Origin of the sequence: Aeromicrobium sp. SORGH_AS_0981 (genome assembly GCF_031453195.1) — a bacterium.
Classification (GTDB): domain Bacteria; phylum Actinomycetota; class Actinomycetes; order Propionibacteriales; family Nocardioidaceae; genus Aeromicrobium.
This window is the reverse complement of record NZ_JAVIZD010000001.1, coordinates 2,689,063-2,711,309: the sequence shown is the minus strand read 5'-3', so window position 1 is coordinate 2,711,309 and position 22,247 is coordinate 2,689,063. Positions and strand designations below refer to the sequence as shown.

Here is a 22,247-nt window from a genome sequence, read left to right as displayed (position 1 = left end):
TGGTGCGGGTGCGTCGTGCGCGGGGGCGTGGGCATGGTCGGTGCGCTGCCTGCGGTGGTCGTGTGGTTGCCGGTGCGCGGGCGGCGGTGGTCGTCACCGTGCCGGTGCGCTGCCTGCGGGCCTCGTGACCTTGCTGGTGCGCTGCCTGCGGGCCTCGTGACCTTGCTGGTGCGCTGCCTCGGCTGGCGCTGGGGGCGGCCTCCGAAAGGGCCTCGACCGGCAGCGGGCCCGGGGCTGGCTTCGGGTCTCCGGGTCTGGTCTGGGCCTCTGGATGACGCACGATTCTTCGCTTCTGCGTTCTTGACCCACCGTTCTGCGTCGGCGCGTCCTATCGGTGAATCTGCAACCGCAGGAGCCGTTCTGCGGTTGAAGATCCACCGATAGCGGGCTGCCGGCGCAGATGTCTCTGCGTTCGCGACGGGATCCCGTAGCGAACGCAGAATCCCTGGCCCTCCCGCACACGAACGCAGAAATGAACGTCCACCCCGAGCGCAACCCGCAGCCCGAGACCCCGGACCAGCGCGGATGCCAGTCGCCCGGTCGAGGCCCTTTCGGAGACCAGACACAGCGAACGCCGACGCAGCGCAGCAGCACGACGAGACCCCTCTACGGCAGCGCACCAGCAAGCACAGATCCCCTGCGGCAGCGCAGCGGAAAGCTCACGACGACCGCAGGCGGCGCACCACCGCCCCGACGAGGAGAGAGGTCAGCGCCCCGTGATGGTACGGAAGAAGGCAGTGGCGTCGGCGCTGTCCTCGAACAGGGCGCCGACGTGCTCGGCGGTCCCGCGCAGCGGCTCCATCGTGGGGATGCGCTGCAGGGACTCGTAGCCGGGCAGGTCGAGGATGACGGAGTCCCAGGAGGCGGCGGCGACCTCGGAGGCGAACGTGCTGAGGCAGCGGCCGCGGAAGTAGGCGCGCGTGTCGTGCGGGGGCTCGTCGATGGCGCGGAGCACCTCCGCGTCGTCGACGATCCGCTCGATGCGGCCGGAGTGGACGAGGCGGTGGTAGATCCCGCGCTCGGGTCGCACGTCGTGGTACTGCAGGTCGACGAGGTGCAGCTTCGCGTGGTCCCAGTCGAGCCCGTCGCGGTCGCGGTAGGACTCGAGCAGCGACAGCTTCGCGACCCAGTCGAGCTCGCGCACGCACTCCATCGGGTCGCGGCCGAGGCGGGTCAGCACGCTCTCCCACCGGGCGAGGACGTCGTCGGTCTGCTGGTCGGACCCCTCGCGTGCGACGAAGGCGCGCGCCTGCTCGAGGTAGTGCCACTGCAGGTCCAGCCCCGTCACGGTGCTGCCGTCCTGCAGCTCGACGAGCGCGGTGAGCGTCGGGTCGTGCGAGATGGCGTGCAGGGCGACGACAGGCTGCGCGAGGGCCGGCGCGGGCGACAGGAACCCGGCCTCGAGCATGGCCAGCACGAGCGACGTGGTGCCGTGCTTGAGGTAGATGGACGTCTCGGCGAGGTTGGCGTCGCCGACGATGACGTGCAGCCGTCGGTACTTCTTCGGGTCGGCGTGCGGCTCGTCGCGGGTGTTGACGATCGGCCGCTTCAGCGTGGTCTCGAGCCCGACGCCGACCTCCATGTAGTCGGCGCGCTGCGAGAGCTGGAAGGCGTGGACGCTGCCGTCCTGCTCCTGCCCGACCCGGCCCGCGCCGCAGACGACGGGGCGGGAGACGAAGAACGGCGTCAGCTGCGCGACGATCGCGTCGAAGGGGACGGCTCGGTCGACGAGGTAGTTCTCGTGCGACCCGTACGACGCACCCTTGTTGTCGATGTTGTTCTTGTAGAGCACGATCGAGCCCGCGCCCGGCACCTGCGCGGCGAGCTCGGCACCACGACGCATGACGTGCTCGCCGGCCTTCTCCCAGACGACGACGTCGCGGGGCGAAGTGACCTCCGGGGAGGAGTACTCGGGGTGCGCGTGGTCGACGTAGAGCCGGGCACCGTTCGTGAGGATGATGTTGGCGAGCCCGAGGTCCTCGTCGGTGAGCTGCGTCGGGTCGGCGCGGTCGCGGCTGAGGTCGAAGCCGCGTGCGTCGCGCAGCGGGCTCTCCTCCTCGAAGTCCCACCGGGCTCGGCGCGTCAGGCCGTGCGCGGCGGCGTAGCTGTTCACCACGTGCGTCGACGCGACCATGGGGTTCGCGCTGGGCTGCCCCTGCACCGCGATCCCGTACTCGACCTCGCTGCCCTGGACCCGACGCACCGTCATGGGCCCAGCGTAGGGGTGTCGTCCTCGCGACGTCGGCCGCCCGCGTCCTGACGGGACGGGTGCCGGAGCGTCACGCCGACTTCGCCCCGAGGTCACCTGGGCGTGGCCCGACGGACGTCGGCGGCCACGACGCTCGACGCATGAGGATCGTGATCGTCGCAGAGTCCTTCCTCCCCCAGACCAACGGTGTCGTGCACTCGGTGCTGAGGGTCCTCGACCACCTCGCGTCGCGAGGCGACGAAGTGCTGGTCGTCGTGCCGGACGCGGCGACGGAGGTGCCCCAGGAGGTCGCCGGCGCACGCGTCGTGACCCTGCCCGCCTGGGCGTTCCCCGGCTACCCCGACGTCAGGGTCGCGACCGGTCGGGTCTCCCCCGTCACCGCCATCCTGCGCGACTTCGACCCCGACGTCGTGCACCTGGCGTCGCCGTTCGCGCTGGGCTGGCGCGCCGCACTGGCGGCCAACGCCCTCGACATCCCGGTGGTGGCCGTCTACCAGACCGACGTGCCCACGTACGCGGGCCGCTACGGCATCCGCGGCGTCGAGAACCTGCTGTGGAAGCGGGTGCGCGACGTGCACGGCCGCGCCGACCTCAACCTCGTCCCCTCCACGGCCACCCTGGACACGCTCCAGGCACAGGGCGTCGAGCGCCTGGTCCTGTGGCGCCGCGGTGTCGACACGGAGCGCTTCTCCCCCGCCCGCCGTGACGACGCGTGGCGTCGCGCCGTGGCGCCGGACGGCGAGCGGCTCGTCGGGTACGTCGGCCGGCTCGCGCCGGAGAAGCAGGTGCAGGACCTCGCGGCCCTCGGCGGCGTGCCGGGCACCCGCCTCGTCGTCGTGGGCGACGGACCGGAGCGGGCGCGGCTCGAGCGGCTGCTGCCCGGTGCCCACTTCACCGGCATGCTGCACGGCACCGAGCTCGCGACCGCCATGGCGAGCCTCGACGTCCTGGTGAGCACGAGCGAGACGGAGACGTTCTGCCAGGTCGTCCAGGAGGGGCTCGCGAGCGGCGTGCCCGTCGTGGCGGCCGGGGTGGGCGGGCCCGTCGACCTCGTCGACCACAGCCGCACGGGCTGGCTGTACCCCGCGGGCGACCTGGCCGCGATGGCCGGCTTCGTGCGCGACCTGACCGGCGACGAGTCCAAGCGCGCGGCGTTCGGCCGCGCCGCCCGTCGGGCCGTCGACGGACGCGGCTGGCAGGCCGTGTGCTCCCAGCTCGTCGGCCACTACGCCACGGCCATCGAGCGCCATGCGGGCGTCGGCCCCCAGGACATCGGCCTCCTGCACTGGACCACGCGCCGCATGGTCAAGGGCTGAGCGGCGAGGTCGCCGCGGCAGGGTCACCGGTGAGGGGCAGTCGACTCCCGCTCACTCCTCCCCGGCGATGCTCTTCGCGAGGTGGACGCTGTCGTCGTAGCCGGCGTAGAACCCGAACGCAGGCTCGTCGGCGTAGCCGCTGGAGGTGTAGAGGGCGATGGCCTCGGGCTGCTGGTCGCCCGTCTCGAGCACGAGGCGCCGGACACCGGCCTCCGCGGCGGTGCGCTCGAGCTCCGCGAGCACGATCCGCGCGAGACCGCGCCGACGGTGCGTCTCGCGGACGAACATCCGCTTGATCTCGGCGTCGGACGCACCCTGCGGCCCACCGCGACGCCAGCCGCCCATCGCCGCAGCCCGGCCGTCGACCTCGAGCACGAGGAACAGACCGGCCGGCGGCACGAACTGCTCCGCATCGATCGGCGAGACGTCACCCTCTCCCCCGTAGCGACGGCCGTACTCGGCCTGCACCTCCGCGGTCATGGCGACCACCTCGGGGTCGTCGTAGCGCGCGACGCGCAGGTGCGGCCGCCCCGAGGGGACGGCCGCACTCGACGCGCTCGCGGTGAGGTCGCCGCTCAGAGGTACTGCCCCGTGTTCGCGACCGTGTCGATCGACCGTCCGGGCTCGTTGCCGCCCTTGCCGGTGATGAGCGTGCGGATGAAGACGATCCGCTCACCCTTCTTGCCCGAGATGCGCGCCCAGTCGTCCGGGTTGGTCGTGTTCGGGAGGTCCTCGTTCTCCTTGAACTCGTCGAGGCACGCCTGCAGCATGTGCTGGACCCGCGCAGACCCTTCTGCCCGGTCTCCAGGAGGTCCTTGATCGCCATCTTCTTGGCGCGGTCGACGATGTTCTGGATCATCGCGCCGGAGTTGAAGTCCTTGAAGTACAGGACCTCCTTGTCGCCGTTGGCGTACGTGACCTCGAGGAACTGGTTGTCCTCGGACTCGGTGTACATCGCCTCGACGGTGCGCTGGATCATGCCCTGCGTCGTCGCGACGCGGTCGCCGCCCCACTCGGCGAGGTCGTCGGGGTGCAGCGGCAGCGTCGGCGTCAGGTACTTGCTGAAGATGTCGCGCGCCGACTCCGCGTCGGGGCGCTCGATCTTGATCTTCACGTCGAGGCGACCGGGACGCAGGATGGCCGGGTCGATCATGTCCTCACGGTTGGAGGCACCGATGACGAGGACGTTCTCGAGACCCTCGACACCGTCGATCTCGCTCAGGAGCTGCGGCACGATCGTGTTCTCCACGTCGGAGGAGACGCCCGACCCGCGGGTGCGGAACAGTGAGTCCATCTCGTCGAAGAACACGATGACCGGCGTGCCCTCGCTGGCCTTCTCGCGCGCCCGCTGGAACACGAGCCGGATGTGCCGCTCGGTCTCGCCGACGTACTTGTTGAGCAGCTCGGGACCCTTGATGTTGAGGAAGTACGAGCGACCCTCCTCGCCGGTGCGCTCGGAGACCTTCTTGGCCAGGCTCGCCGCGACCGCCTTGGCGATCATCGTCTTGCCGCAGCCGGGCGGGCCGTAGAGCAGCACGCCCTTCGGCGGCTTGAGCTCGTGCTCGACGAACACGTCGGGGTGCAGGTAGGGCAGCTCGACGGCGTCCCTGATGGAGTCGATCTGTCCGCGCAGGCCACCGATCGACTCGTAGTCGACGTCGGGCACCTCCTCCAGGACGAGCTCCTCGACCTCGCTCTTCGGGATGCGCTCGTAGACCCAGCCGGCGCGGCTGTCGAGCAGCAGCGAGTCGCCGGCACGCAGCTTCAGCCCGACGAGGGAGTCGGCCAGCTTCACGACCTTCTCGTCGTCGGTGTTGCCCAGCACGAGGGCACGCTCGCCGTCGGCCAGGACCTCCTTGAGCATCACCACCTCGCCGGTGGTCTCGAACTCCAGCGCGGCCACGACGTTCATCGCCTCGTTGAGGATGACCTCCTGGCCGCGGCGCAGCTCGTCGCGGTCGACCGCCGGGCTGACGGTGACCCGCAGCTTGCGGCCGCCGGTGAACACGTCGACCGTGTCGTCGTCGTTGCGCTGCAGGAACGTGCCGAAGCCCGTCGGCGGCTGCGCCAGACGGTCGACCTCCTCCTTGAGGGCGACGATCTGGTCGCGCGCGTCGCGCAGCGTGGAGCTCAGCCGCTCGTTCTGCGACGTCGTGGAGGCCAGGCGCGCCTCGAGGTCGGAGAGCCGGGAGTCGAGTGACCCCTCCGAGCCCAGGCGTCGCCTGAGGTGCTCGACCTCGGCGCGCAGATATGCCAGCTCGTGGTCGGCGCCACGGGGGTTCTCGTTCACGATCGCCACCTCCTGCTCGTCGAGTTCGACCCTAACGGAGATCAGGTTGCACGAAAGGTCGTCTCAGCGCGCGTCGGATGACGATCGTGTTGCGGGGCTCCTCTCCACCCACGGCCCGGAACCCCCGCCGGGCCGTCCTCCGCCCACGGCCCGGAACCCCCGCCGGGCGGGGTCAGAGCTCGGTGCCGGCCGGCCGCGGCCCGGTGTAGTCGGGGCCGTAGGCGCCCGGTGCGGGGCGTCGGGTCTTCTCCAGGGCCGGGTGGCCCGGTGCCATGCGCCGCGCGGTGACGAGGAACGCCGTGTGGCCCACCATCTTGTGGTCGGGACGCACGGCGAGGCCCTCGAGGTGCCACGAGCGCTGCATGGTCTCCCACGCGTGCGGCTCGGTGAAGCCGCCGTCGGCGCGCAGCGTCTCGACGAAGCGCGACAGCTGGGTCGTCGTGGCGACGTAGGCGCAGACGATGCCGCCGGGCACGAGCCGCTCGGCCGCGAGCGGGACGCACGACCACGGGTCGACCATGTCGAGGACGAGCCGGTCGATCTCCGGCTCCGCCATGACCTCGCGCACGTCCCCCACGGTGAGCGTCCACTCCGGGTGGTCCGTGCCGACGAGCTGCTCCACGTTCCTGCGCGCCGTCTCGGCGAACTCCTCGCGGATCTCGTAGGACCCCAGGTGGCCGTCCGGGCCGACCGCGCGGAGCAGGTAGGCGGTCAGGCTGCCCGAGCCCGCACCGGCCTCCACGACGCGCGCGCCGGGGTAGATGTCGGCCATCGTGACGATGTGCGCGGCGTCCTTCGGGTAGATGATCGCCGCGCCGCGCGGCATCGAGACCACGTACTCCGACAGCAGCGGCCGGAACACCTGGTACCGACCCTCGAGCGTGGAGGTCACGATGATGCCCTCGGGCTCGCCGATGATGTCGTCGTGGCGGAGCTGGCCCTTCTTCGTCGAGAACTCCCGCCCGGCCTCGAGCCGGATGTTGTGCTTGCGACCCCTTGGCGTCGGAGAGTCGGACCCACTCGCCCTCGACGAACGGTCCGCTGCGCATCCAGGTGGTCATGATTCCCTTCGGTAGGCGGCGTCGACGTCCGACGCCAGGAGGACGCCCACCGGCCGCTCCTCGTCGTCGACGAGCAGGTACACCTCGGCCGGGCGTGCGGTCATCGCGCGCAGCAGGGCGGTGCCCTGCGTCCGGACGCTGAGGCGGGGCCAGTGGGGCGAGACGTCGTCGGTGAGCGGACGGCCGAGCTCGTCGGCGCGCAGGCCGTTCATGCGGGTGCCGCGGTCGGCGCCGCGCAGGGCGCCGGTGGCACCGACCCAGAGGAACGAGGCGACGAACGCGACGAGCACGACGTCGAGCCACCAGCGGGCGCTCCAGGTCTCGCCCTGCGCGGCGCGCCAGAGCACGAACGCGCTGATGCCGACGGCCGCGACCCGTCCGATCCACGCGGTCACGACGACGCCGAGCCGCTCGGACCGGGTGGCCATCCAGACGAGGGCACGCAGCACCCTGCCCCCGTCGAGCGGGAGGCCGGGCAGCATGTTGAAGGCCGCCACGAGCAGGTTGACCCATCCGATCGACCACCACAGGTCGCGCGCGACGCCGTCGCTGCCGTCGGCGAGGGCGTGCGCGAGCAGCCCGATCCCGAGCGAGGCCAGGGGACCCACGACCGACGTCAGCAGCTCCTGCCAGGGCGTGCGGCTCTCCCCCTCGATGGCCGTCTCGCCGCCGAGCAGGTGCAACGTGACCGACGGGACGCGCATGCCGAAGGCGCGGGCGACGCCCAGGTGCGCGAGCTCGTGCACGAGCACCGACACGTAGAGGGCGAGGACGAAGCTCGCGGCCAGGAGGTACGCGCTCGTCCGGGCCTCCGCCTGGAAGCGCGGCGCGAACAGCACCACGAGGACGACGCCCATCACCAGGAGCGACGGTCGGGCGACCAGGTCGGCGCCGCCCAGCCGGCCGAAGCGGATCGTGCCACGCGGCGGCGGGTTCGACGGGACGCTCACGCCTCCCAACCTAGCGGTGCGGGCCGCGTCGGCGTGCTCAGGCGCCCGACCACAGGGCGGCGACACCGGCGGGGTCGAGGCCGGCCAAGGTGGTGCGCAGCCTCCGACGAGGTCCGTCGGGCACGCTCACCATGTGCGGCACGGCCAGCACGACGCAGCCGGCGGCGTCGGCCGAGGCTGCTCCGGTGGCGGAGTCCTCGATGGCGAGGCAGGAGGCGGCGTCGACCCCGAGTGCGCGCGCGGCGGCGAGGTAGGGCTCGGGGTGGGGCTTGCCGTGGGTGACGCTGTCGCCCGTGACCACGGCGTCGAACGGCAGGAGGTCGACCACGGGCTGCGCGATCTCGCGGTACGACATCGTGACCAGCGCCTGGGGCACGCCGGCGTCGGCCAGCGCGTGCACCAGCTCCCGTGCGCCCGGGCGCCACGGCAGGTCGCGGCGCATCGCGACGGCGATCTCGTCGACCAGGTGGGCGACGATCTGCTCCGGCGTGAGCCCCGAGCCGACCCGGGCCTCGATGATGCGCGCGGACTCCATGAGGTCGTTGCCGACGAGACCGAGCCCGTCCTCCTCGGTCCAGGTCGCGCCGTGCTGCGCGGCGAGCGCGGTCTCGGCGGCCATCCAGAGGGGCTCGGTGTCGACGATGGTGCCGTCGAGGTCCCAGAGGACGGCGGCGGGTGTGGTCACCGCACGAGCCTAGGAGATCCGACCCCGGCCCTCGGACACGGCCTGTCGGAGCCGACGCCTAGGTTGGGACCGACATGACCGAGCTCACGCCCCGTTCCGGCGGCGCGCTGCCGGTCCGGGGGTGGGCCCGCGGACCGCTGCGCCCGTTCCGCCACCGCCAGTACCGTCCGCTGATCGGCGCGGCGGCGTTCGAGCTGCTCGGCGAGGGCGTCTGGGTCATCGCAGTCGTGTGGCAGGTCATCGCGCTCGGCGGTGGTCCCGGAGCGCTCTCGCTGGCCGTCACGGGCTACGCCCTCGGCATGGTCGTCACGGTGCTCGTCGGGGGCGTCGCCGCAGACCGGGTGCCCCAGCGGCGCATCCTCATGGCCACGGCGACCACCCGCATGGTCGTCCTAGCCGTGGTCGCGGCGCTGGCACTCGCCGGCGGGCTGGAGGTCTGGCACCTGACGGTCGGTGGCGCCGTGCTCGGCATGGCGGTCGGCTTCTACTTCCCGGCCTACAGCGCACTGCTGCCGTCGGTCGTCGAGGCCGACGACCTCCTCGCCGCCAACGGCATCGAGGGCTTCCTGCGACCGACGCTCCAGCACGCCGGCGGGCCGGCCCTCGGCAGCCTCGTCGTGGCGCTGGCCTCCCCGGCCTGGGCGCTGCTGCTCGTCGCGGTCTGCCAGCTGGGCTGCCTGCTCACCCTGCTGCTCCTGCACCCGGTGCCGCTGCGGCGCGATGCCGCGGCGCTCGGCGACCACCCCCTCCGCGGCGCCGTCGCCGACCTGCGCGGCGGGGTGCGCTACATGGTCAGGACACCCTGGTTCCTCGCGACGCTGCTGTTCGCCTGCCTCATGCTCCTGCTCGTCGTCGGTCCGATGGACGTGCTCATCCCGTTCGTGGTGAAGGACGGCGGAGGCGACGCGACGGGCCACGCGTGGATCCTGGCCGCGTACGGCGCGGGCAGCGCGCTCGCGTCGCTCGGCATGAGCATGCTGAGGATGCCGCGGCGCTACCTCACCGTCATGGTGCTCATGTGGGGCCTCGGCTGCGTGCCGTTCGTGGTCGTCGGCTTCACGTCGTCGGTGCCGGCCATCGCCGCGGCCCTGTTCGTCGTCGGCGTCCTGCTCTCCGCGCCGATGGTGATCTGGGGCACGCTGCTGCAGCGCCGGGTGCCGCCGGACCTGCTCGGCCGAGCGTCGAGCCTCGACTTCTTCGTCTCGCTGCTGCTCGTGCCGGCGTCCGTCGCCCTCGCCGGCCCGGCAGGCGAGCTGGTCGGTGTCCGCGAGGTGTTCCTCGTCGCCGCGGTGGTCCCGGTGGTCGCCGCGGTCGTCGCCGTCGTCTGGGCACGGATGCCGGCCGACGAGGCCGCGCACCCCCTGTGAGCGTGACCTCCCGCGTCACCTTGCGTTCTCGTGGGATGATGGTGCACGAATCTCCGCGAAGGTCCACGCGAGCCCGCCGCCGGCTGGGGGTTCCCACCATCACCAGGACGTCACCGCTCCGTGCACCAGGCCGGAGGACGCCGTCCGTTCGTGTCGATCGTGGAGGACTGAGGCGACAGTGGAGCAGCGTGTGACCCGACCCCAGGCGTGGCGTCCCGACGCCACCGAGGACCTGACGGCCCGACTCTCGGAGCGCATCATGGTGCTCGACGGCGCCATGGGCACCGCGATCCAGCGCGACCGGCCCGACGAGGCCGGCTACCGCGGCGAGCGCTTCAAGGACTGGCCGAGCGACGTGGTCGGCAACAACGACCTGCTGACTCTCACCCAGCCCGACATCATCGCGGGCATCCACCGCGAGTACCTCGAGGCCGGCGCCGACGTCATCGAGACCAACACGTTCAACGCGAACGCGGTCTCCCTGCGCGACTACGACATGGTCGAGCTGGCCTACGAGCTGAACTACGAGGCGGCCGCCCTCGCGCGCCGCGAGGCCGACGCGGTGACCGCCCGGACCCCCGACCGGCCGCGCTACGTCGCCGGCGCGCTCGGCCCGACCACCCGCACCGCCTCGATCTCCCCCGACGTCAACGACCCGGGCGCGCGCAACGTCTCCTACACCGAGCTCGTCGACGCGTACGCCGAGGCCACGCGGGCGCTCCTCGACGGCGGTGCCGACCTCGTCTTCATCGAGACCATCTTCGACACGCTCAACGCGCGCGCCGCGATCTTCGCCGTCGAGACGGTGTTCGAGGAGTACGGGCGGCGCTGGCCGATCGTCATCTCCGGCACCATCACCGACGCGTCCGGGCGCACGCTCTCGGGCCAGACCACGGAGGCCTTCTGGTACTCCGTGCGCCACGCGAAGCCGCTGCTCGTGGGCCTGAACTGCGCCCTCGGCGCCGAGGAGATGCGTCCGTACGTCGCGGAGCTGTCGCGCCTGGCCGACTGCTTCGTGTCCTGCTACCCGAACGCCGGTCTGCCCAACGCGTTCGGCGAGTACGACGAGGCGCCCGACCAGACGGCGGCGGTGCTGCGCGAGTTCGCCGAGGCGGGGCTCTACAACCTCGTCGGCGGCTGCTGCGGCACGACCCCGGACCACATCGCGCACATCGCCCAGGTCGTCGAGGGCCTCCCCCCGCGGGTGCCCGCCACCGTCCAGCCGGCGTTGCGCCTCTCGGGCCTGGAGCCGCTCGTCGTCGACGCCGACTCGCTCTTCGTGAACGTCGGCGAGCGCACCAACATCACCGGCTCGGCCCGCTTCCGCAACCTCATCCGCGACGGCGACTACGACACCGCCCTCGCCGTGGCCCTCCAGCAGGTCGAGAACGGCGCGCAGGTCATCGACGTCAACATGGACGAGGGCATGATCGACGGCGTCGCCGCGATGGACCGCTTCCTCAAGCTCGTCGCGGCCGAGCCCGACATCTGCCGCGTCCCGGTCATGGTCGACTCCTCCAAGTGGGAGGTGATCGAGGCCGGTCTGCGCGTGCTGCAGGGCAAGTCGATCGTCAACTCGATCTCCCTCAAGGAGGGCGAGGAGCCGTTCGTCGAGCACGCGCGGCTGTGCCGCAAGTACGGCGCCGCCGTCGTCGTCATGGCCTTCGACGAGGACGGCCAGGCCGACACCTTGGAGCGGCGCAAGGAGATCTGCGAGCGCGCCTACCGGATCCTCGTCGACGAGGTCGGCTTCCCGGCCGAGGACATCATCTTCGACCCGAACGTGTTCGCGGTCGCCACGGGCATCGAGGAGCACGCCGAGTACGGCATCGACTTCATCGAGGGCACGCGCTGGATCAAGCAGAACCTGCCGCACGCGCTCGTCTCGGGCGGCGTCTCGAACGTCTCGTTCTCCTTCCGCGGCAACAACCCGGTGCGCGAGGCGATCCACGCCGTGTTCCTGTTCCACGCCATCCGCGCGGGCATGGACATGGGCATCGTCAACGCCGGCGCGCTCGTGGTCTACGACCAGGTCGACGAGCGGCTCCGCGAGCGCATCGAGGACGTGGTCCTCAACCGCCGCCCCGACGCCACGGAGCGGCTGCTCGACATCGCGACCGAGTTCGCGGGCACCGGTGAGAAGGCCGAGGCCGCGAGCGAGGAGTGGCGCTCCCTCCCGATCGGCGAGCGCATCACGCACGCGCTGGTCAAGGGCATCGACGCCCACGTCGAGGACGACACGGAGGAGCTGCGCTCGCTCATCGAGCAGCGCGGCGGCAAGCCCATCGAGGTCATCGAGGGGCCGCTGATGGACGGCATGAACGTCGTCGGCGACCTCTTCGGCGCGGGCAAGATGTTCCTCCCCCAGGTCGTGAAGTCGGCACGCGTGATGAAGAAGGCCGTCGCCTACCTCATCCCGTACATCGAGGCCACGAAGGACGAGTCCGACAAGGGCCGCAGCAACGGCACCGTCATCATGGCCACGGTCAAGGGCGACGTGCACGACATCGGCAAGAACATCGTCGGCGTGGTGCTGCAGTGCAACAACTACGACGTGATCGACCTCGGTGTCATGGTCCCGCCGCAGAAGATCCTCGACGCGGCGAAGGAGCACGGCGCCGACGTGATCGGCCTGTCGGGCCTGATCACGCCCTCGCTCGACGAGATGGTGACCGTCGCCGGCGAGATGGAGCGCCAGGGCTTCGACGTCCCGCTCCTCATCGGTGGTGCGACGACGTCGCGGGCGCACACGGCCGTGAAGGTCGACGAGCGCTACCACGGTCCCGTGGTGTGGGTGAAGGACGCGTCGCGCTCGGTCCCCGTCGTCGCGTCGCTGCTGTCCGACGCGCAGAAGCCGCAGTTCCTCGAGGCGCTCAAGGACGACTACGACGGGCTGCGCGAGCGGCACGCCGCCCGGCAGGACACGCGCAAGCTGCTGCCCATCGAGGAGGCCCGTGCCGACGCGACCCCGATCGACTGGGACGGCTACGCCCCGCCGCAGCCGCAGTGGGAGGTGGGCGTCCCGCACGTGCTGGAGGACTACCCCCTCGACGAGCTGCGCCAGTACATCGACTGGCAGCCGTTCTTCAACGCCTGGGAGATGAAGGGACGCTTCCCCGACATCCTGCACAACCCCGCCACGGGCGAGGCGGCCTCCAAGCTGTACGCCGACGCCCAGGAGATGCTCGACCGCATCGTCGCCGAGCGCTGGCTCACGGCGCGGGGCGTGGTCGGCATCTTCCCCGCCAACGGGCGCGGCGACGACACCGTCGTCTTCGCCGACGAGGCGCGCGAGGAGTCCGTGGCCGTCCTGCACCACCTGCGCCAGCAGACCGAGCACCGCAAGGGCGTCGCCCACAAGAGCCTCGCCGACTTCGTCGCGCCGCTCGAGACCGGGCTGCCCGACCACGTGGGCGCGTTCGCGGTCACCGCGGGCCTCGGCGGCGCCGACCGCATCGCCGAGTTCAAGGAGCAGCTCGACGACTACAGCGCCATCCTGCTCGAGGCACTCGCCGACCGGCTCGCGGAGGCGTTCGCCGAGCGGCTCCACGAGCGCGTCCGGCGCGAGATCTGGGGCTACCAGCCGGAGGAGTCGCTCGACAACGAGCAGCTCATCGCCGAGAAGTACGTCGGCATCCGCCCGGCACCCGGCTACCCGGCGTGCCCGGAGCACACCGAGAAGCAGACGCTGTGGGAGCTGCTCGACGTCGAGAAGCACACCGGCATCGAGCTCACCGAGAGCATGGCGATGTGGCCCGGCGCGTCCGTGAGCGGTTGGTACTTCTCGCACCCGAAGTCGCAGTACATGGTCGTCGGCCGCCTCGGCCGCGACCAGGTCGCCGACTACGCCGAGCGGAAGGGCTGGAGCGTCGCCGAGGCGGAGCGCTGGCTCTCCCCCAACCTCGGGTACCGCCCTGACGACGAGTAGGGAGCAGCACTGCACACCCTCCCCCGTAGGCTGGTGGACGTGCAGTCGATCCCCCCGTTGAACGACCCCTGGATGGTGGCCGCGTTCGAGGGCTGGAACGACGCCGGCGACGCTGCGTCGTCGGTCGTCGACCACCTCGTCGAGGAGTGGGACGCGCAGGTCCTCGCCGAGCTCGACCCGGAGGACTACTACGACTTCCAGGTGACCCGACCCATCGTGCACCCCGACGAGGACGGTGCGCGGGTGCTGCACTGGCCCACGCCGACCCTGTGGCACGCGCGCCCGCGCTCGTCCGAGCGCGACGTGCTGCTGTTCAAGGCGCCCGAGCCGAACTTCCGCTGGAAGCACTTCTGCTCCACGGTGCTGGGGCTCGCGCGGCTCGCCGGGGTGACCGAGGTGGTCACGCTCGGCGCGCTCCTCGCGGACACCCCGCACACCCGCCCCGTGCCGGTCAGCGGCTCCACGAGCGACCCGACCCTGGCCGAGCGGCTCTCGCTGCGGCCCTCCAGCTACGTCGGACCCGTCGGCATCAACGCGGTGCTCGGCGAGGTCGCGTCGGCCGACGGACTGCCGGCGATCTCGTTGTGGGCCGCCGTCCCGCACTACGTGGCTGAGCCGCCGTGCCCGAAGGCCACGCTGGCCCTCCTCGGCTCGCTCGAGGACGCTGTCGGCGTGCCGCTCCCCCAGGGCGCGCTCGAGGAGATGGCCCAGGCCTGGCAGCACGGCGCCGACGACCTCATGGCGCAGGACCCGGAGATCGCCGAGTACGTGTCGGAGCTCGAGGAGGAGCACACGACCGACGAGCTGCCCGAGGCCAGCGGCGACGCGATCGCGCGCGAGTTCGAGCGCTACCTCCGCCGGCGCAACGTCGACGGCGGTCCGTGAGCGACGACGCGACCCTGCGTCGGGTCCGGCAGCTGCTCGTGCTCGCCGACGACCCGGGAGCGACCCCTGCCGAGGCGCAGGCGTGCCGCGACAAGGCCGAGGCGCTGATGGCGCGCTACGGCATCGACGCCGCGCTGCTCGCCGCCGAGGGGCACCGCACCAGCGGGGTCGTCGACGCCTACCTGCGGCTCGACGCGCCCTACCTGCGCGACAAGGCGACGCTCGCGGTGCACGTCGCCCACGCGCTGCGCTGCCAGTCGGTGCTCGTCGGTGGCGAGCGCACGACCACGGTGCACGTGTTCGGCTTCGAGGCCGACGTGCGGGGCACCGAGATCCTCGTGACGAGCCTGCTGCTGCAGGCCGCGCACGAGCTCGCGCGGGTCGTCGTGCCGCCCGGCGAGCACACGGCGGCGTTCCGGCGCTCGTGGTGGCAGGGCTTCGCGCAGGCGGTCTACGTCAGGCTGCGCAGCGTCGAGGACGAGGCCCGCGCCGAGGCCCAGGCGGAGCGCTCGGAGGACAAGCCGTCGGTCGAGCTCGTCCTGGCCGACCGCAGCGCGGAGGTCGAGTCGGCCATGCACGCCCGGTACGGCGACCTGCGGCGCGCGCCGCGGCGCCGGCTCAGCGGTGGCGGGCTCGCCGACGGCTACGCCAGCGGCGAGCGCGCCGACCTGGGGCGCGGCACGTCGCTGCAGCCCTGACGCACCGCGGGGGGATCCAGGGCGGGTCGAGTCAGAGCAGCACGCCGAGCAGGAGGTCGAGCGCGGCCCGCACGCTGGCCGGGGCGTCCCCGTCGGACCCGTCGGCCGCAGCCCAGGCGTCGACGGCCGCGAGGGCGCGCGGCGCGTCGAGGTCGTCGGAGAGGGCCGCCAGCACGTCGCGCACGACGTCGTCGGCCGGCGCCGTCGCCGGCCGCCCGACGGCGGTGCGCCAGCGCGCGAGACGCTCCTCGGCGGCCGACAGATCGGCGTCGAACCACTCCCAGTCGCTGCGGTAGTGGTGGGCGAGCAGGGCGAGCCGGATGGCCATCGGGTCGGTCCCGGAGTCGCGCAGCCGCGACACGAGGACGAGGTTGCCCTTGCTCTTCGACATCTTCTCGCCCTCGAAGCCGACCATGCCGGCGTGCACGAAGGCGCGGGCGAACTCCTCGCCGGTGGCGACGCGCGCCTCCGACGCGGACATCTCGTGGTGCGGGAACGCGAGGTCGGAGCCGCCGCCCTGCACGTCGAAGTCGGTGCCGAGGTGCTCGAGCGCGATCGCCGCGCACTCCACGTGCCAGCCGGGACGGCCGGGACCGAGCGGCGACTCCCAGGAGGGCTCGCCCTCGCGGGGTGCCTGCCAGACCAGGCAGTCGAGCGGGTGCCGCTTGCCGGGCCGGTCGGGGTCGCCGCCGCGCTCGCCGAACACGCGGCGCATCGTGTCGTCGTCCAGCCCCGACACCGAGCCGAAGGCGGCGTCGGCGTGCACGTCGAAGTAGAGGTCGTCGTCGACCCGGTAGACGGCGTCGCCCAGACGCCCCACCAGGGCGGTGACGAGGTCGATCGACTCCACCGCACCCACGTAGTGCTGGGGTGCCAGGACGCGCAGGGCGGACATGTCGGTGCGGAACAGCTCGGTCTCGCGCTCGGCGAGCTCCTGCCAGTCGACGCCCGTCGCCGTGGCGCGCTCGAGCAGCGGGTCGTCGACGTCGGTGACGTTCTGGGTGTAGGAGACGTCGAGTCCGCGCGCGAGCCACTGACGCTGCAGCAGGTCGAAGGTGAGGTAGGTGGAGGCGTGCCCGAGGTGCGTCGCGTCGTAGGGCGTGATGCCGCAGACGTAGAGCCGCGCCACCTGCTCGGGGGCTGACTCGACGAGTCCCGACGTGCGGGTGTCGTGGATCCGCAGCGGCGGGACGTCGACCCCGGGAAGCTCGATCGTGGGGACCTCGGGTCCCGTCCAGGCGCGCATGGGTCCGAGCGTATCCGCCGGTCGCGAGGGGTCGCGCGGCGAGTCGACGGCCGTCCCGTTCGAGTTGCCGCACCCTCGGGCGCTGGTCACGCTGGAGGCACCCCTGACAGGAGGATCCGACATGACCACCACCCCCCAGCACGACCGCGACCTGAGCGGACAGGCTGCCGGACCGCAGCCGGTGACCGACTGGACCGACCTCGGTCGCGAGATGTGGGAGTACCTCACCGGACGTGGCGCCGCCGTCAACTACGAGCTGCGCGACCTCGACGTCGAGGTGCCGCGGGACACCGGACCCGACGCCCCCCGCGCGCTGTGGCGCTTCAACGGCACGGTGCGCGTGACCACGAGCGACGACGACCTGCCGGGCGCCGACCCGGCGCGCCGCTGACATGCCCGGGCTCGCCGCGGACGTCACCGTGGAGCTGCTGCGCGACAGCGGCACCGTGGCGTCGGCGCGCGTGACGTCCGTCGGCCACCGCGTCGTCCTGCACAGCCGCGACCTCGACGTGCTCGTCGCTGGCCGCAGCGGCGGTGACCTGCGCACGGTCGCCGCCCGGCTGGCCGACGACGGGTGGACGCTCGACGTCGCCGACGACGACGGGCCGATCCTGCGGCTGGGTGCGGTGCCGACGCACGTCTGGCACCGGCTGGCCACCGGCTCGCGCTACGTGCAGGTGCTGCGCTGGCGTGCCGCCGCGCGGCTGAAGACGCGCGCCCTGACGAGCGGCGGCGACGCGCTCGACGTGCCGCCGCCGGTCGCCTGGCCGGACCTGCCCACCGCGCCGTGGGCACGACGTCGGGTGACGACCACCCACGACCCGTACGGCGGCGGTCACCCCCGCCTCTACCTCTCCGACACGCGCGTCCCCGCCATGGCGCGCGAGGTGCGGGTGCACCACCTGGCCCTCGGGGAGACGTCGATCGGCGCCGGCGAGGGCTGCGACCTCGTGCTCGACGACACGAGCGAGCTGCAGGCCGTCGTCACGCGCACGGACGACGACGAGTACGTGATCGGCGCACGGGGCCGAGCGACGCCGACGTTCGTCAACGGTCGCGAGCTCCCGGTGCAGACGTTGCGCACGGGGGCGCGGATCGAGGTCGGACCGTGGCGCCTGACCTACGTGCGCGACGAGTTCGCCGACCACGGTCGTCCGTTCGGCGGGCGCCAGGGCGGCGAGATCGGCCGGCAACGCCCCCAGGAGCCGCCGCAGTACCAGCGCTGACCCGACGACGGCGCTGGACGACGGGACCGCGATGCGCCCCGCGGTGGTCACCGCGGGGCGCGTCGCGCGTGCGGGGACCGCCGGTGGTCCAGAATGTGTGCGTGATCGTCGACTGCGCCACCTACCGCGACGGCGTCCGCCAGGACACCGCCCACGACGAGCAGTCGCTCCGCGAGGCGCTCGACGCCCTGGAGGACCACGAGTTCATCTGGATCGGCATGGCGAACCCGCGCGTCGACGAGCTGTCCCGGGTCGCGTCGGCACTCTCGCTGCACCCGTTGGCGGTCGAGGACGCGCTGGAGGCGCACCAGCGGCCGAAGGTCGAGCGGTACTCCGACCACTTGTTCGCCTCGCTGCGCAGCGTGACGTACAGCGACGACGACATCCGCACGCACGAAGTCAACGTCTTCCTGGGCGAGAGGTTCCTGCTGACGGTCCGCCACGGCGGCGAGTCGCTGCGCGAGGCCCGTCGACGCGCCGAGTCGGTCGACGGCGCGATGTCGCACGGGCCCACGGCAGCCTTCCACGCCGTGATCGACACGATCGTCGACCACTACGAGGACGTCGCACGCGAGCTGGAGCAGGACGTGGAGGAGGTCGAGACGTCGGTCTTCTCCACCGAGCGCACCAGCGACTCGACGCGCATCTACCGGCTCAAGCGCGAGACGTTGGAGTTCCGGCGCGCGGTGCTGCCGCTGCGCGAGCCGGTCCATCGCTTCGCAACGGTCGCGGTCCCCGAGGAGGCGCGCCCCTACTTCCGCGACATCGCCGACCACCTCGCCCGGGCGTCCGAGGCGATCGACGCCATCGACCACCTCCTCGACAACGCCCTCAACGCGCACCTCGCCCAGCTCTCGGTCCAGCAGAACGAGGACATGCGCAAGCTGACCGCCGGCGCGACGATCTTCGCGGTCCCCACCGCGATCGCCGGCATCTACGGCATGAACTTCCGCTACATGCCGGAGCTCTCGTGGCACCTCGGCTACCCGCTGTGCCTGGCCGTGATCGGCAGCCTCTGCCTCTACATCTACTGGCGCTTCAAGCGGTCGGGCTGGCTGTAGAGCGGCCCCGACAGGGCGCGCATCGTGACGACGTGACGCCGGCTCCCGCAGCAGGGACCGTCACCGAGGCCGCAGGACGTGAGACCCGGGAGGCGTGAGGGGGCCCAGCGAGGCGAGCAGCTGCTCGTGCAGGTCGCCGGCCGCCCGGACGGTGACGGAGGTCCCCTCGTCGCACACCGAGGCCAGCTGCACGCTCCGCGCGTCCCAGACGTCGGAGGAGTACGCGAAGGGCGCGAGGAGCTCGTAGGCCTCCCACTGGGCGGCGTCCCTGGCGTCCCGCCACCCCGTGCAGGCGTAGCCGCGGGACTCCGGCGACAGCACCTGGGCCGCGTCCCGTACGGCGACCGGCCAGCCGCGTGCGACGTCCCAGGGGACGTCGGTCTGGAAGCGGTCGGCCATCGGCCGGACGACGCGTAGGACGGCCCTGACGATATCGGCTCGCGCGTCGTCGGAGAGCCCGGCGGTCTCGACCGCCCACTCGTCGCGTCGCCGTCGCATGCGCCGCACGCTATCGAAGGTGCACGTCCTCAGTCGCCCTTCGGGTCCAGCGTCGGGCGGACGGAGATGGTCTCGAACTGCGCCTCGGGCGGGGCGTCGACGGCGACGCGCACCGCTGCGGCGATGGTGGCCGGCTGGATCATCCGCTCCGGGTGACCACCGTCGCCGCGCTCCAGCACCTGACGGCCCATCGCCGTGTCGACGATGCCCGGGTGCACCGACACGACGCGCACGCCGTGCTCACGCTCCTCCTCGCGCAGGCAGTCGGCGAAGGTGCGCAGCGCGAACTTGCTGCCCGAGTACACCGCGTTGCCGGGCGTCGAGAACAACCCGGCGCCCGAGTTCACGAGCACGACCGTCGCTCCCCCGTCGCGCAACGTGGGCAGCAGCCGAGACGTCAGGTCGGCGACGCCGAAGACGTTGACCTCGAACACCGAGCGCCAGTCGTCGCGCGTCACCTCGCCGACCGTGCCGTTCACCGCCACGCCGGCCGCGTGCACGAGCACGTCGAGGCGCTCCGGCAACGACGCCGCGTCGACCGCGGCGGCGTCGGCGACGTCGAGCGCCAGGACGCTGGAGCCCTCCAGACCGGACGCGACCGCGTCGAGCTCCTGGACGTCGCGTCCGACGAGGACGACGTCGTGCGTGCGGGCGAGGTCCTCGGCCACGGCGCGGCCGATGCCTCGCGTGGCTCCGGTGACGAGCGCGGTGGGACGGGCCATGTCCCGACCCTAGGACGACGTCTGGGAGGTCGCAGCCGCTAGACCGACGCCGAGACGCCTGCGCCGATGACCCCGAACGCCAGGAGCGCGAGCACCAGCGTGCCGAGCGCGATGCGATAGACGACGAACGGCGCGTACGAGTGCTTGCTCACGTACTGCAGGAGCCAGTGGATGACGGCGAGGCCCACCACGAAGGAGACGACGGTGCCGATCAGCGTCGGCCCCCAGCCGTAGGCGTTCTCGCCGCCCGGCACGTCCTTGAGCTTGTAGAGACCGGCTCCCACCACCGCGGGGATGGCGAGCAGGAAGGCGAAGCGGGTGGCCGCTGCGCGCTCGTAGCCCAGCAGCAGACCCATGCTGATCGTCGCGCCCGACCGGGAGACCCCCGGGACCACCGCGGCCGCCTGCGCGAGGCCCAGGGCCACCGCGTGGGTCCAGGTGAGCTGCTCGATCGGTCGGGTCCGCCGTCCCACACGCTCCGCGACGCCCAGCACGACGCCGAGCACGATCAGCATCGTGGCGATGACCCATAGGTTGCGGAACTGCCGGTCGATCAGGCTCTCCAGCGCGAGCCCGAGCAGCACGATCGGCATCGAGCCGACGATGACGAACCAGCCCATGCGCCACTCGGGCAGCGCGCGGGCGTCCGACGAGACGAGGCCTCGCAGCCACCCGGTGCCGATCCGCCAGATGTCCTTCCAGAAGTACAGGACCACCGCCAGCTCGGTGCCGATCTGGACGACGGCCGTGTACGCCGCGCCCGGGTCGTCCCACCCGAGGAAGCGCGGCACGATCGCGAGGTGCGCGCTGCTGGAGATGGGCAGGAACTCCGTCAGCCCCTGGACGAGGCCGAGCACGACAGATCGCAGGACATCCACCCTGCGAGCCTAGACCTCCGGTGTGGACCTGCGGTCTAGGGTGCTGGCATGCAGGAGCGTCAGGTCGGTCACTCGGGGCTGCGGGTCTCGCGGCTGGGGCTCGGCACCATGACCTTCGGCTCCCAGGTCGACGAGGTCGAGGCCGAGGAGCAGCTCGACGCGTTCCTCGACGCCGGCGGCACGCTCATCGACACCGCTCCCGTCTACGGCGAGGGCCGGGCCGAGGCGTTGGTCGGCGACCTGGTCGCCAAGCGCGGGGTCCGCGACCAGGTCGTGCTGGCCGGCAAGGGCGTCGTCGGGTTCCGGCGGGGCCACGCGGTCACCGACGCCTCCCGCGGCCACCTGCTCGCCCAGCTCGACGCGTCGCTGCGCGCGCTGCGCACCGACCACCTCGACCTCTGGCAGCTCCACGCCTGGGACCCGCTGACGCCATGGGAGGAGACGTTGTCTGCCCTCGAGCACGCCGTGACGACCGGCCGTGTCCGCTACGTCGGCCTGTCCAACTTCGCCGGCTGGCAGGTGGGCCTGGCGGCGGCGACGGCGGCGCGCACGCTCGGACCGCTGCTCGTCGCCCACCAGGTCGAGTACTCGCTGCTCAACCGCACCGTCGAGGAGGAGCTCGTCCCCGCGGCCGAGCACCTGGGGCTCGGCCACCTCGCGTGGTCCCCGCTCGCGCGCGGCGTGCTGACCGGGAAGTACCGCACCGGCACCCCCGCGGACTCGCGGGCGGCCTCCAGCCAGTGGAGCGGCTTCGTCGCCCCGTACCTCGGCCCCGACCTGGCGCCTGTCGTCGACGCCGTCGTCCGGGCCGCGGAGGGACTCGACGCCGCACCGGCCCACGTGGCGCTCGCCTGGGTCCGCGACCGACCGACCGTGGCCTCCACGCTGGTCGGCGCGCGCACCACCGCGCAGCTGCGCACCGCCCTGGGGTCGGACGCGCTCGAGCTGCCGACGGAGATCATCGCGGCGCTGGACGACGTGTCCGCGCCCCACGCCTGGGAGGACGAGAGGTGAGCATGCGACGAGGTGCCGTGGAGTACGAGTTCTGGGACTTCTCGATCCCGCGGACGCAGTCGCGCAACGCCGTCTGCCGGCTCCTGACCGACGCGGCGGAGTTCCAGGGCTGGGAGATCGACCGGCTCCGCAAGGACCGCTCGGGCCACCGCACCGTCCGACTGCGACGAAAGATCATCCGCGTCCGCGCGACGCTCTAGACGATCTTTCGCT

Annotated in this window: 18 protein-coding genes and 2 pseudogenes; 10 read left to right on the top strand and 10 right to left on the bottom strand. The window is 72.3% G+C overall.

Annotated elements, in window-relative coordinates; genetic code table 11:
* Positions 1-706: 706 nt before the first annotated feature.
* Positions 707-2,209: a depupylase/deamidase Dop gene (dop, locus tag QE370_RS13580; RefSeq protein WP_309634661.1), complete on the bottom strand. Its 1,503-nt coding sequence runs from the start codon at positions 2,207-2,209 to the stop codon at positions 707-709.
* A 140-nt stretch (positions 2,210-2,349) separates the two neighbouring features.
* Between dop and QE370_RS13575 the strand changes: the two genes are divergently transcribed.
* On the top strand, positions 2,350-3,525 hold the full coding sequence (locus QE370_RS13575; RefSeq protein ID WP_309634660.1) for a glycosyltransferase family 1 protein: 1,176 nt from the start codon (positions 2,350-2,352) through the stop codon (positions 3,523-3,525).
* Between the two features lie 51 nt (positions 3,526-3,576).
* On the opposite strand, the gene QE370_RS13570 is transcribed toward QE370_RS13575, so the two are convergent.
* The 5 genes and pseudogenes from QE370_RS13570 to QE370_RS13550 form a co-directional block, all read right to left on the bottom strand.
* Positions 3,577-4,005, bottom strand: a complete 429-nt coding sequence (locus QE370_RS13570; RefSeq protein ID WP_253025358.1) for a GNAT family N-acetyltransferase — start codon at positions 4,003-4,005, stop codon at positions 3,577-3,579.
* 95 nt (positions 4,006-4,100) lie between these two features.
* A pseudogene (gene arc / locus QE370_RS13565) lies at positions 4,101-5,824 on the bottom strand (proteasome ATPase).
* A gap of 163 nt (positions 5,825-5,987) precedes the next feature.
* Positions 5,988-6,876, bottom strand: a pseudogene (locus QE370_RS13560) (tRNA (adenine-N1)-methyltransferase).
* On the bottom strand, positions 6,873-7,826 hold the full coding sequence (locus QE370_RS13555; protein ID WP_309634659.1) for a site-2 protease family protein: 954 nt from the start codon (positions 7,824-7,826) through the stop codon (positions 6,873-6,875). The pseudogene QE370_RS13560 and the gene QE370_RS13555 overlap by 4 nt, the downstream one beginning before the upstream one ends.
* Positions 7,827-7,863: 37 nt before the next feature.
* Positions 7,864-8,511, bottom strand: coding sequence for an HAD family phosphatase (locus QE370_RS13550; protein WP_309634658.1), 648 nt, complete (start codon positions 8,509-8,511; stop codon positions 7,864-7,866).
* Positions 8,512-8,585: 74 nt separating this feature from the next.
* Here QE370_RS13550 and QE370_RS13545 point away from each other — a divergent pair, with 74 nt between their 5' ends.
* From QE370_RS13545 to QE370_RS13530, 4 genes are all read left to right on the top strand, one after another.
* A complete protein-coding gene (locus tag QE370_RS13545; RefSeq protein WP_309634657.1) occupies positions 8,586-9,878 on the top strand; it encodes an MFS transporter in 1,293 nt (430 codons plus the stop codon).
* 259 nt (positions 9,879-10,137) lie between these two features.
* Complete coding sequence (metH, locus tag QE370_RS13540) at positions 10,138-13,806, top strand: methionine synthase (protein WP_396127835.1); 3,669 nt, start codon at positions 10,138-10,140, stop codon at positions 13,804-13,806.
* A gap of 39 nt (positions 13,807-13,845) precedes the next feature.
* On the top strand, positions 13,846-14,691 hold the full coding sequence (locus tag QE370_RS13535) for a PAC2 family protein (protein ID WP_308207064.1): 846 nt from the start codon (positions 13,846-13,848) through the stop codon (positions 14,689-14,691).
* Positions 14,688-15,389: a DUF2786 domain-containing protein gene (locus QE370_RS13530; RefSeq protein WP_309634655.1), complete on the top strand. Its 702-nt coding sequence runs from the start codon at positions 14,688-14,690 to the stop codon at positions 15,387-15,389. The genes QE370_RS13535 and QE370_RS13530 overlap by 4 nt, the downstream gene beginning before the upstream one ends.
* A 31-nt stretch (positions 15,390-15,420) precedes the next feature.
* Here the strand turns inward: QE370_RS13530 and mshC are convergent, their stop codons facing one another.
* Entirely contained in the window at positions 15,421-16,635 is a 1,215-nt protein-coding gene (gene mshC / locus QE370_RS13525) for a cysteine--1-D-myo-inosityl 2-amino-2-deoxy-alpha-D-glucopyranoside ligase (protein WP_309634654.1), read from the bottom strand.
* 121 nt (positions 16,636-16,756) lie between these two features.
* On the opposite strand from mshC, the gene QE370_RS13520 reads away from it, so the two are divergent.
* The 3 genes from QE370_RS13520 to corA all read left to right on the top strand — a co-directional run bounded on the left by QE370_RS13520 (position 16,757) and on the right by corA (position 18,922).
* Positions 16,757-17,026, top strand: a complete 270-nt coding sequence (locus QE370_RS13520) for a hypothetical protein (protein ID WP_253027412.1) — start codon at positions 16,757-16,759, stop codon at positions 17,024-17,026.
* Between the two features lies 1 nt (position 17,027).
* Positions 17,028-17,861, top strand: coding sequence for an FHA domain-containing protein (locus tag QE370_RS13515; protein WP_309634653.1), 834 nt, complete (start codon positions 17,028-17,030; stop codon positions 17,859-17,861).
* 101 nt (positions 17,862-17,962) lie between these two features.
* The gene (gene corA, locus QE370_RS13510; protein WP_309634652.1) at positions 17,963-18,922 is read left to right on the top strand and encodes a magnesium/cobalt transporter CorA; all 960 of its coding nucleotides are present in this window, start codon (positions 17,963-17,965) and stop codon (positions 18,920-18,922) included.
* Positions 18,923-18,982: 60 nt separating this feature from the next.
* Here corA and QE370_RS13505 read toward each other — a convergent pair whose 3' ends face one another.
* From QE370_RS13505 to QE370_RS13495, 3 genes are read right to left on the bottom strand one after another with little or no spacing between them, the layout of a single operon-like run.
* Positions 18,983-19,420, bottom strand: coding sequence for a hypothetical protein (locus QE370_RS13505; RefSeq protein WP_309634651.1), 438 nt, complete (start codon positions 19,418-19,420; stop codon positions 18,983-18,985).
* A 29-nt stretch (positions 19,421-19,449) separates the two neighbouring features.
* On the bottom strand, positions 19,450-20,142 hold the full coding sequence (locus QE370_RS13500; protein ID WP_253024703.1) for an SDR family oxidoreductase: 693 nt from the start codon (positions 20,140-20,142) through the stop codon (positions 19,450-19,452).
* A gap of 38 nt (positions 20,143-20,180) precedes the next feature.
* A complete protein-coding gene (locus tag QE370_RS13495; protein WP_253024705.1) occupies positions 20,181-21,020 on the bottom strand; it encodes an undecaprenyl-diphosphate phosphatase in 840 nt (279 codons plus the stop codon).
* A 48-nt stretch (positions 21,021-21,068) separates the two neighbouring features.
* Between QE370_RS13495 and QE370_RS13490 the strand changes: the two genes are divergently transcribed.
* A complete protein-coding gene (locus QE370_RS13490; protein ID WP_253024707.1) occupies positions 21,069-22,034 on the top strand; it encodes an aldo/keto reductase in 966 nt (321 codons plus the stop codon).
* Between the two features lie 2 nt (positions 22,035-22,036).
* Positions 22,037-22,234 carry a DUF5703 family protein gene (locus QE370_RS13485; protein WP_253024734.1) on the top strand — a complete coding sequence of 66 codons (198 nt, stop codon included), beginning with the start codon at positions 22,037-22,039 and terminating at the stop codon, positions 22,232-22,234.
* Positions 22,235-22,247 lie beyond the last annotated feature (13 nt).